The following is a 10,246-nucleotide window of genomic DNA, read 5'->3' as shown; positions in this document are numbered from 1 at the left end:
TGATGGCCGGCATCTCCAGCCTGACGCTGCTGGCGCTGGCCTTCGCCTGGCGGCCGCTGGTGCTGGAATGCTTCGACCCCGGCTTCGCCGCCGCCGCGAGGGCGCGGGGCGGGCTGTGGCACCTGCTGTTCCTGGTGCTGGTGGTGCTGAACGTGCTGGCCGCCTTCCAGGCGCTGGGCACGCTGATGGCGGTGGGGCTGATGATGCTGCCCGCCGTGGCCTCCCGCCACTGGGGCCGCAGCGTCGGCGGCATGGCCTATGCGGCGGTGGGCATCGCGCTCGCCGCCAGCCTCAGCGGGCTGCTGCTCTCCTACCACCTCGACCTGCCGACGGGGCCGTCCATCGTGCTGGTGGCAGGCGGCGTCTGGGTGCTGTCCGCCCTGGCCGGGCCGGTGGACGGCATCCTGCCCCGGCTGCTGCGCCGGCCGCACCTGACGGGCTGAGCCGCCCCCTCAGAACAGGAACAGGCTGCCCAGCGTGCCCACCAGCGCCAGGCTCAGCCCGTAGCCGAGCAGCGCCATCAGCCCGTCATTGGAGACCAGCGCCAGGGCGAAGACGCTGATCACGCCCGCCACGATGCTGGTGGTGAAGGGCACCATCTCCATGGGCGGCATCAGCAGCGCCAGCAGCAGGCAGGCAAGCGCGATGATGTGGGTGCCCACCCCCTGCGTCAGCGCCACGAGGCGCGGCTTCAGCACGCGGTCGATGATCCGCGCCGGCGGCCGCAGGAAGCCCAGCGCCTGATGCACCCGGCGGCAGGGCACGCTGCGTCCGGTCACGGCGCGGGGAACCCAGAATTCGCGCCGGCCCAGCAGCATCTGGCCGCAGATCGCCACGATGATCACCGTCATCACCGTGGGCAGGAAGATGATGCCGGAGAGCGGCGAGACCACGATGATCGCCGGCAGCAGCAGCAGCGCACCGAAGGAGCGCTGGCCGATCTGGTTCAGGATCGCCTGGCCGGAGACGGTCTCGGCGTTGGCGCAGGCCTCCTCGATGCAGTCGAGCAGCCCGCCGAGGTTGCAGGGGGGCGGCTGCGGCACGGTGGGGCGCCGCCGCATCGTGCCCTGGAAGGCGCGGGCGATCAGGTCGCGGCTGAGGCCACGCCGGGCCCGGGACGGGCCGTCGCCGTCCCCGGCCGCCACCTCTCGCCGCATCCACACACCCATGCCACGCTTTCTCCCATCCGATTCGAGAAGGACCTGCCCATGAACGAGACGAACACGCCCATCCGCCGGCTGGCGGAGGAGGAACGCCTCTGCGGTGCCACCGTTGCCAATGGCTTCGTCTTCCTGGCCGGCCAGGTGGCCGACGACGCCTCGCTCGACGCCGAGGGGCAGACGGCCGACATCCTGGCGCAGATCGACGCGCTGCTGGCCGAGGCGGGCACCGACAAGCGCGCCCTGCTGCAGGTGAACATCGTGCTGGCCGACATCGCCGACGCCCCCGCCATGAACCGCGCCTGGGACCGTTGGCTGGACCGCGGGCACAAGCCGGCGCGCATGACCATCCAGGGCGCGCTGGTGGATCCGCGCTGGAAGGTGGAGATCACCGGCGTGGCCCTGGCGCCACGCTGACGGCAGACTCGCACCCGGCGGCAGGTGGCGCTTGCGCGTCAATCGCGGAAATGTGAACGTCCCCGCCGTGCCGATGGCCGGGGAGCGGCTGGGGCGGAAACCGGGGCCATGCTGCCATGGCGCGGCCCCGCTTCCGCCGCAATCCCCGGCCAGCCTTGCCTTCCGCTGACAGAGAATCACCCCATGCCTGTTCCGGCCGGCCCCGTTTCCGCCTCTGCCCCCTCCGGGGGACGCGCCGATTTCTGGCGAGGCCGGCGCGTGCTGGTCACCGGGGGCGCGGGCTTCCTCGGCAGCGGGCTGTGCCACGCCCTGTGCCGGCTCGGCGCCGAGGTGACGGCGCTGGACGCGCTGCTGCCCGAGGGTGGCGCCAACCGCGCCAACCTGGCGGAGAGCGGCGTCCGGCTGGTCGAGGCCGACCTGCGCGAGGCCGACCTCGCCCCGCATGTCGCGGGCATCGACGTGCTGTTCAACATGGCGGCCCAGACCAGCCATGCCGGCAGCATGGCCGACCCCTTCACCGACCTCGCCATCAACGCCACGGCGCAGCTGCGGTTGATCGCGGCGCTGCGCGCAGGGGCGCCCAAGGCCACCGTGGTGCACGCCTCCACCCGCCAGTTCTACGGACGCCCGCACTACCTGCCGGTGGACGAGAAGCACCCCATCAACCCGCCCGACGCCAATGGCGTCTCGAAGCTGGCGGGCGAGCAGTACTGGCTGATGGAAGGCCGCGTGCAGGGCCGCCCCGTCGTCTCGCTGCGGCTGACCAATTGCTACGGCCCGCGGCTGCGGGTGAAGGATGCGCGGCAGACCTTCCTCGGCATCTGGTTCCGCCGCCTGCTGGAGAGCGAGCCCTTCGAGGTGTGGGGCGGCGCCCAGCTGCGCGACCTCGCCTACCTGGACGATGTGGTGGCGGCCTTCCTGGTGGCGGCCGAGACCCCCGCCTGCGCCGGCCGCGCCTTCAACCTCGGCGGCGCCAGCCCGGTCTCCCTCACCGAGCTGGCCGAGGCCGCCATCGCCGCCAATGGCGGCGATGGCCGCTACGTGACGCGGGAATTCCCCGCCGAGCGCGCCTCCATCGACATCGGCAGCTTCCACGCCGACGACACGAGCTTCCGCAGCGCGACCGGATGGGCCCCGGCCGTGACCCTGCCGGAGGGGCTGCGCCGCAGCCTCGACTGGTTCCGCCCGCGTCTCAACGATTACCTCTGACTGGCGATACGCTCCAAGGAGAAGGGCAGATGGACATGCCCGTGATCACCGTTCCGCAGGCCGACCCGGGCGCCGCCTACCGCGCCCATCAGCCGGCGATCGACGCGGCGCTCTCGCGCGCGCTCAGCTCCGGCTGGTACATCCTGGGCGCCGAATGCGCCGCCTTCGAGCGGGAATTCGCCGAATGGGCGGGGCTCTCCCGCGCCGTGGGCTGCGCCAACGGCACGGACGCGCTGATGCTGATCCTGCGCGGCCTCGGCATCGGGCCCGGCATGAGCGTGGCCACCGTCTCGCACACCGCCGTCGCCACCGTGGCGGCGATCGAGATGGTGGGCGCCACGCCGCTGCTGCTCGACATCGACCCCGACACCTTCACCATGGACCCGGACGAACTGGCCGCCGTGCTGGAGGACCCGCCGCCGGGCCTGCCGCCGATCCGCGCCGTCATTCCGGTGCATCTCTACGGCCAGGGCTGCGACATGGCCCGCATCATGACCGCCTGCCGCGCGGCGGGCGTACATGTCATCGAGGATTGCGCCCAGGCGCATGGCGCGATGCAGGCGGGCCGCATGCTCGGCACCTTCGGCGACGCCGCGGCCTACAGCCTCTACCCGACCAAGAACCTGGCCGCGCTGGGCGATGCCGGCATCCTCGCCACGCCGGACGAGGCGCTGGCCGAGCGCATCGCCGCCATCCGGCAGTATGGCTGGAAGCACCGCTACCTCTCGGACAGCGTCGGCGTGAACAGCCGGCTGGACGAGATCCAGGCCGCCGTGCTGCGGGTGCGGCTGCCGCTGCTGGCGGCCAGCAATGCCCGCCGGCAGAGCATCGCCGCCGCCTATGACGCGGCGCTGGCCGGCACCGCGCTGGCGCCGCCCTTCCGCCGGGCGGGCGACATCCATGTGTTCCACCAGTATGTGGTGCGCAGCCCGGAGCGCGACGAGCTGGCGGCGCGGCTGCGCGCCCTGGGCGTGGCCACCGGCATCCACTACCCGGTGCCGGTGCACCAGCAGGAGGCCTACCGCGGCCGCACCCCCACCGGCCCCGCCGGCTGCGCCGAGACGGAGGTGGCCAGCCGCGAGGTGCTCAGCCTGCCGATCTACCCCGAGCTGACCGACGCGCAGGTGGAGACGGTCTGCGCCGCGCTGCGCGTCGCCGCCGGCTGAAGCCCGGCGGCCCGGGAAGGGGAGGGGTGCGGGGGAGGCCATTCCTCCGCGCCGGGCGGGCGCGCTATACAGCGCGCCTTCGCTCACCCTGGTGGATAACAACCTCCCGATGCTGCGACTGACCGAACTGAAGCTGCCGCTGGACCATGCGCCGGAGGCGCTGCGCGAGGCCGCGCTGGCGCGCCTCGGCATTCCCGATTCCGACCTGCTGCACCTGCACGTCTTCCGCCGCGGCTACGACGCGCGCCGGAAGAGCGCCATCCACCTCATCTACACGCTGGACCTGCTGCTGCGGGACGAGGCCGCGCTGCTGCGCCGCTTCGCCGCCGACCCACATGTGAACCCGACGCCGGACATGCGCTACCGCTTCGTCGGCCACGCGCCGGCGGGCTTCACGCGCCGGCCGGTGGTGGTCGGCGCCGGGCCCTGCGGGCTGCTGGCCGGGCTGGTGCTGGCGCAGATGGGCTTCCGCCCCATCATCCTGGAGCGCGGCAAGGTGGTGCGGGAGCGCACCAAGGACACCTGGGGCCTGTGGCGGCGCGGCGTGCTGCACCCGGAATCCAACGTGCAGTTCGGCGAGGGCGGCGCCGGCACCTTCTCCGACGGCAAGCTCTACAGCCAGATCAAGGACCCGCTGCACCACGGCCGCAAGGTGCTGGAGGAGTTCGTCAAGGCCGGCGCGCCGGAGGAGATCCTGCACGTCTCCAAGCCGCATATCGGCACCTTCCGCCTGGTGACGATGGTCGAGAGCATGCGCCGGACCATCGAGGAGCTTGGCGGCGAGTACCGCTTCGAGAGCCGCGTCACCGACCTGCTGATCGACACCGCGCCGGACGGCACCCGCGCCATGCGCGGCGTGGCGCTGGCCGATGGCAGCGTCATCGAGGCGGACCACGTGGTGCTGGCGGTGGGCCACAGCGCGCGCGACACCTTCGACCTGCTGGCCGCGCGCGGCGTCTATATCGAGGCCAAGCCCTTCTCCATCGGCTTCCGCATCGAGCACCCGCAGGGGATGATCGACCGCTGCCGCTTCGGCGAGCACGCCGGCAACAAGACGCTGGGCGCGGCCGACTACAAGCTGGTGCACCATTGCGCCAATGGCCGCTCGGTCTACAGCTTCTGCATGTGCCCAGGGGGCACGGTGGTGGCGGCGGCCTCCGAGCCGGGCCGCGTCGTCACCAACGGCATGAGCCAGTATTCGCGGGCCGAGCGCAACGCCAACGCCGCCATCGTCGTCGGCATCACGCCGGAGGACTACCCGGGTGGGCCGCTGGCCGGCATCGATCTGCAGCGCCGGCTGGAGGAGGCCGCCTTCCACGCCGGCGGCGCCGACTACCGGGCGCCGGCCCAGACGGTGGGCGACTTCCTAGCCGGCCGCCCCTCCACCACGCTGGGCGAGGTCATCCCCTCCTACAAGCCGGGCGTGACGCCGACCGATCTCGCCGCCTGCCTGCCCGACTACGCCATCGCCGCCATCCGCGAGGCGCTGCCCGCCTTCGACCGGCAGATCCGCGGCTATGCCCGGCCGGACGCGGTGATGACGGGGGTGGAGACGCGCACCTCCTCGCCCGTGCGGGTGAAGCGCGGCGCCGACGGCCACAGCCTGAACACGCGCGGCCTGTTCCCGGCCGGCGAGGGGGCGGGCTATGCCGGCGGCATCCTCTCGGCGGGCGTGGACGGCATCAAGACCGCCGAGGCGGTGGCGCGCAGCCTCCTGGGGGTGGAACCCGCCGCGCGCGCAGCCTGAGGTTGTGGCCTGAAAATCAACATGAATTTTTGGTCACGCTGTCGCTTTGTGGCAGCCCTTGCCGCAATCTCACCGGAATGCGAGCCCATCCTGAGAAATGTGCCGCTGGGCTGGTTCGAGGGGGATTCGCGTGAGTCACAGCCTTCCGGGAGCGCCGCATAACCTCGCTCCCGTCCGCCGCCGGCTGCGTCCCGAGACGCGGCTGACGGTGCTGAGCCTGGGTGTCGTCGGCGTCACGCTGGCGGTGGTGCTGTTCACCCTGCTGCGCGCGCCGATGAAGGATGATGTCGCCTGGCTGCTCTGGGTGGCGCGGCAATGGCTGCGCGGGCAGGAGCTGTATGTCGACCTCGTCGAGGTCAACCCGCCGCTGATCATCTGGCTCAGCGCCGTGCCGGTCATGATCGCCGACGCGCTGGGGCTGACGGCCAAGCAGGTGGCGCTGCCGATGGTGGCGGCGGGCGCGCTGCTCTCCGCCTGGGCCAGCGCGCGCTGGCTGCGCGGCACATCGCCGGTGTTCGAGCGGCCGCCCGCCACCTTCGCGGCCATCTCCTGCGTGCTGCTGGCCATGCCGGGGGTGGAGTTCGCGCAGCGCGAGCACCTGCTGGTCATCGCCGTGCTGCCGCACCTGGCGCTGCTGATCCGCGCGCTGGAGGGGCTGCCCGTCTCGCCCCGCGCCCTCATCGGCAGCGGCGTGCTGGCCGGGCTCGGCTGCGCGCTGAAGCCGCGCTACCTGCTCGGCCTCGCCGCCATCGAACTGGCCGGCTGGCTGCACCGCGGCTTCCGCATCCGCATCGCCCCGGTCATCGCCTTCCTGGCGGCGGTGCTCTATGTCATCAGCATCCTGGTGCTGGAGCCGGCCTTCATCGAGCGCGCCGTGCCGCTGGCCGTCACCCTCTATGGCGGCACCGATACCGGGCTGTGGCAGCTCGTGCAGGAATCCTGGCTGCTGCTGCTGGGCCTCGCCACCGCCGCGCTGCTGACGCTGTGCACGCCGCGCGGCACGCCCGCCTCCGGCATCATGCTGGTGCTGACGGCCTTCGCCGCCGCCGCCACCATCGCCATGTTCCTCGACGGCAAGAACTGGTTCTACCACCGCATCCCGGCGATGATGACGGTGGTCTTCGCCCTGCTGTTCTGGTGCGCCGAGGCCGCCCGCCAGCAGGCCCGGCCGATCCGCTGGCGCGCTGCGCTGATGGGGCTGGCGATGGTGCCGCTGGCCCTCTACGTGCAGAAGACCTCCCACCGCCTCTACGAGCGCGTGGTGCTGGCCGTCGAGCCCGACCTCTCCACCGAGGTGCGGCTGGAGAAGCTGATCAAGCGCGAGAAGGTGCGCAGCTACGTGGCCTTCTCGGAGTGGATCGGCCTCGGCTTCCCGGTGCTGAACGACACCAACGTCACCTGGGCCTCGCGCTTCGACTCGATGTGGGCGCTGCGCGGCGAGCTGTGGCGCGCCCGGCAGGACGGGCAGGCGCCGGCCGAATGGCCGATCCGCCACTGGGTGGTGCAGGACTTCATGGAAGGCTGCCCCGACCTCGTGGTGGTGGACCGCCGCGGCGAGGCGATGAACTACCCCGCCATCCTCTCCCAGGCCAATCCAGGCTTCGCCGCCGTCTGGGCGCGCTACCGGCAGATCGGCGTGGTGGACGGGCTGCAGGTCTATCGCCGGCAGGGCGAGGGCTGCGGCCAGCAGGCGGGGCTGGGCTGAGAAGGCGCCGGGGGAGGGAGCCACTCCCCCCCGGCGTGGACCCGCTCAGAGCCCGGCGGCGTCCAGCTTCAGGATGGCGCGGGCAAGCGCCTGGGCGCGCGGCACCAGCGAGGCCACCTCCAGATATTCCTCCGGGCTGTGCGCCTTGCCGCCCACCGGGCCCACGGCGCAGAGCGTCGGCGCGCCCATGGCGGCGGTGAAGCCGCTGTCGGCGCAGCCGCCGGCGAACTCGCCCTCGGTGGCGAAGCCGCTCTCCGCCGCCGCCGCCTGGTAGGCCGCCAGAACCGCCTCGGTGCCGGGGTTCTTCGCCAGCGGCAGGAACTCGCCCTTGATCGTCAGCCTCGCCTTCGTGCCGGGCAGGAAGCTCCGCTCCACGATGGCGTGGATGCGGCCCATCACCTCGTCGCGGTCCTCGGGGTGGACGTAGCGCAGGTCGATCTGCCCCTGCGCCCAGGGCGCCACGGTGTTCACGCTCTGCCCGCCGGAGACGAGGCCGACATTCAGCGTGATGCCGCGCGGCAGGTCGGTCAGCGCGTGCAGCGCCTGCACCTTGCGCGCCAGCTCCTCGATGGCGCTGATGCCCGCCTCGAAATTGGCGCCCGAATGCGCCGCCTTGCCCTCGATGTCCATCACCATGAACACGCCGCCCTTGCGGCCCGTCACCACATTGCCGGTGGGCCGGCCCGGCTCGCTGTTGAACACCACGCGGGCGGCGCGCGCCTCGCGCTCGATCACCGGCCGGCCCTCGGGCGAGCCGATCTCCTCATCCCCGGTGAACAGCCCGACCAGCGGCCCCGGCGCGCCGCCGCAGGCCTGGAAGGCGGCGAGGACGAACATGTTCTGCACCAGCCCCGCCTTCATGTCGGCGACGCCCGGCCCGGTGGCGATGCCGCCCTCCACCCGGAAGGGGCGGCGCTGCGGCTCGCCCTTGGGGAAGACCGTGTCGCGGTGGCCCATCAGCACGATGTTGCGGCGCGCATTGCCGCTGCCGGCCGCGGCCTCGCCGCCCTCGACCAGGGCGCGCAGGCAGTCGCCATGCTGCGCGCCCGGCACCGTCTCCACGCGGATGCCGTGGCGGGCGCAGAAATCGGCGATGCGCGCGCCCACCGCATCGACGCCGGCCTTGTCGTAGCTGCCGCCATCGGTGTTCACCATCGCCTCCAGCTCGGCCAGCATCTCGGGCTGCCGCGCGGCGAGCCAGGCGGCGATCTTGTCCTCGGTGGCGCTCATGTGCCTCTCCATTCTCCTGTCCGGGGGAGCAGGGTGGCGAAATTGACGCCGCGCGTGAAGCCCGCCCCGGGACGAGCCCCGTGGGCCGGCGCATGGCCGACCTTCCCGAGGCTTCCCTGGACGGGACCCGCTCCGGCTGTCATGTGGGGCGAAGCCAGGCACGGATCCGGCCGGCTGTTCGCAGCACAGGGTTGGGCATGGTCCCGGGCACGCCACGGAGCGGCCCCGGACCGTTACCCGCCGCGCCCGGCTTGTCGCGGGGTTATTGAAGCATGAAGCAATCGGGGGCGATGTGAGGATTTACAGCGAGCCTGGGCAGGACATGACGGCGGGGCTCCAGCGGCCGCGCTCCCCGCAGCCGGAGGCGGTGCCTGGCGTGGTGCGTCCCGCGCTCCAGGCGGCGCCCTCCTCCCCGCCGCCCGCCACGCCCGGCAAACCGGCCGGCGAGGCGGGGGAGGAAGGCTGGCCGGAAGGCAGCACCGTGCTGGTGGTCGAGGACGACCTGCTGATCCGCATGAACCTGGCGCAGATGATCGAGATCCTCGGCTTCAGCCCGGCCGAGGCAGGGCGGGCGGAGGAGGCGCTGGATTGGCTGCGGTCCAACCCTGCCCCGGCGTTGATGCTCACCGATCTCAGCCTGCCGGGGATGGATGGCATGGCGCTGGCGGTGGAGGCGCGCAACATCCATCCGCGCCTGCCGGTGCTGCTGGTGACCGGCCACAACGAGGCCTCGGTGAAGGTGCCGCCCGAGCTGCGGCCGGGCCTGGGCTTCCTCGGCAAGCCCTTCGCCATGCGGCAGCTGGAAGAGGCGGTGCGCGCCCTCTGGCGCCAGAGGGTGGCGCAGTAAGGGAGGGGAAGGCTCAGCCTTCTCCCACCAGCCGGGCGTAGAGGGCCGGGTCGGTCGCGCCCTCGGTGCCGAACAGCAGCACGCGGCTGCCGCCATCCAGCCCCAGCGCGGCCCGCGCGGCGGGGTCGGCGGCCGCCAGCAGCAGCCCGGCCAGCCCCGCCACGGCGCTCTCGCCCGCGGTGATGGGCGGGTCGCGGCGGGCCAGCAGGCGCATCACGTCCACCGCGCTGTCGTCCGAGACGGCCATGAAGGCGAAGGCGGCGCGCTCCAGCTCCTGCCAGGCCAGCAGGCTCGGCTCGCCACAGGCCAGGCCGGCCATCAGCGTGTCCAGCTCGCCGGGCACGGCCACGGCGTGCCCGGCCTCGGCGCTGGCCAGCAGGCAGGCGGCGCGCTCCGGCTCCACCACGACGAGGCGTGGCGCCTCCCCGAAGCGGGCGCGAAGCTGCACCGAGACGGCGGCCGCCACGCCGCCGACGCCGCCCTGGATGAACACATGGCTGGGCGGCGCGGGCAGGGCGGCGAGGGCCTCCTCCGCCATCAGCCGGTAGCCCTGCATCACGTCGCGCGGCACCTCGGTGTAGCCGGGCCAGGAGGTGTCGGAGACGACGAACCAGCCCTCCCGCTCCGCCACGGAAGCGGCCTCGCGCACGGCGTCGTCGTAATGGCCCGGCACCACGCGGATCTCGGCGCCATAGGCGGCGATGGCATCCCGCCGCCCCTGGCTGACATGCTCGTGCACGAAGATGACGCAGCGCGCCCCGAAGC

General features: G+C 72.8%; 10 protein-coding genes. 7 read left to right on the top strand and 3 right to left on the bottom strand.

What is annotated here, in order from left to right; translation table 11 throughout:
* A partial coding sequence (locus ACZJYS_RS19420; protein ID WP_493180002.1) for a metal ABC transporter permease occupies nucleotides 1–443 on the top strand: 443 nt, incomplete at its 5' end.
* Between the two features lie 9 nt (nucleotides 444–452).
* Here ACZJYS_RS19420 and ACZJYS_RS19415 read toward each other — a convergent pair.
* Nucleotides 453–1,169 carry an exopolysaccharide biosynthesis protein gene (locus ACZJYS_RS19415; protein ID WP_493180001.1) on the bottom strand — a complete coding sequence of 239 codons (717 nt, stop codon included), beginning with the start codon at nucleotides 1,167–1,169 and terminating at the stop codon, nucleotides 453–455.
* Nucleotides 1,170–1,208: 39 nt separating this feature from the next.
* Here ACZJYS_RS19415 and ACZJYS_RS19410 point away from each other — a divergent pair, with 39 nt between their 5' ends.
* From ACZJYS_RS19410 to ACZJYS_RS19390, 5 genes are all read left to right on the top strand, one after another.
* Complete coding sequence (locus tag ACZJYS_RS19410) at nucleotides 1,209–1,577, top strand: RidA family protein (RefSeq protein ID WP_109515169.1); 369 nt, start codon at nucleotides 1,209–1,211, stop codon at nucleotides 1,575–1,577.
* A 258-nt stretch (nucleotides 1,578–1,835) separates the two neighbouring features.
* Nucleotides 1,836–2,786 carry an NAD-dependent epimerase/dehydratase family protein gene (locus tag ACZJYS_RS19405; protein ID WP_493180000.1) on the top strand — a complete coding sequence of 317 codons (951 nt, stop codon included), beginning with the start codon at nucleotides 1,836–1,838 and terminating at the stop codon, nucleotides 2,784–2,786.
* 29 nt (nucleotides 2,787–2,815) lie between these two features.
* A complete protein-coding gene (locus ACZJYS_RS19400; RefSeq protein ID WP_493179999.1) occupies nucleotides 2,816–3,952 on the top strand; it encodes a DegT/DnrJ/EryC1/StrS family aminotransferase in 1,137 nt (378 codons plus the stop codon).
* A 109-nt stretch (nucleotides 3,953–4,061) separates the two neighbouring features.
* Nucleotides 4,062–5,699, top strand: a complete 1,638-nt coding sequence (locus ACZJYS_RS19395) for an NAD(P)/FAD-dependent oxidoreductase (RefSeq protein ID WP_493179998.1) — start codon at nucleotides 4,062–4,064, stop codon at nucleotides 5,697–5,699.
* Between the two features lie 130 nt (nucleotides 5,700–5,829).
* Nucleotides 5,830–7,404 (top strand): hypothetical protein, encoded by a 1,575-nt coding sequence (locus tag ACZJYS_RS19390; protein ID WP_493179997.1) that lies wholly within the window; start codon nucleotides 5,830–5,832, stop codon nucleotides 7,402–7,404.
* A gap of 45 nt (nucleotides 7,405–7,449) precedes the next feature.
* Here ACZJYS_RS19390 and ACZJYS_RS19385 read toward each other — a convergent pair whose 3' ends face one another.
* On the bottom strand, nucleotides 7,450–8,634 hold the full coding sequence (locus tag ACZJYS_RS19385; protein WP_493179996.1) for a M20 family metallopeptidase: 1,185 nt from the start codon (nucleotides 8,632–8,634) through the stop codon (nucleotides 7,450–7,452).
* A gap of 376 nt (nucleotides 8,635–9,010) precedes the next feature.
* On the opposite strand from ACZJYS_RS19385, the gene ACZJYS_RS19380 reads away from it, so the two are divergent.
* Nucleotides 9,011–9,481, top strand: a complete 471-nt coding sequence (locus ACZJYS_RS19380) for a response regulator (protein ID WP_181377959.1) — start codon at nucleotides 9,011–9,013, stop codon at nucleotides 9,479–9,481.
* 13 nt (nucleotides 9,482–9,494) lie between these two features.
* Here ACZJYS_RS19380 and ACZJYS_RS19375 read toward each other — a convergent pair.
* A partial coding sequence (locus ACZJYS_RS19375; RefSeq protein WP_493179995.1) for a diaminopropionate ammonia-lyase occupies nucleotides 9,495–10,246 on the bottom strand: 752 nt, incomplete at its 5' end.

Source organism: Roseomonas sp. TS2 (genome assembly GCF_058833935.1).
Note: the sequence above shows the minus strand (reverse complement) of the source record. Positions and strands in the feature narration are given on the sequence as shown.

Bases quoted from the DNA above. Each gene is read 5' to 3' on its own strand.
- ACZJYS_RS19395 (WP_493179998.1), top strand. From the start codon at position 4,062: ATGCTGCGACTGACCGAACTGAAGCTGCCGCTGGACCATGCGCCGGAG.
- ACZJYS_RS19385 (WP_493179996.1), bottom strand. From the start codon at position 8,634: ATGAGCGCCACCGAGGACAAGATCGCCGCCTGGCTCGCCGCGCGGCAG.
- ACZJYS_RS19415 (WP_493180001.1), bottom strand. From the start codon at position 1,169: ATGGGTGTGTGGATGCGGCGAGAGGTGGCGGCCGGGGACGGCGACGGC.
- ACZJYS_RS19400 (WP_493179999.1), top strand. From the start codon at position 2,816: ATGGACATGCCCGTGATCACCGTTCCGCAGGCCGACCCGGGCGCCGCC.
- ACZJYS_RS19410 (WP_109515169.1), top strand. From the start codon at position 1,209: ATGAACGAGACGAACACGCCCATCCGCCGGCTGGCGGAGGAGGAACGC.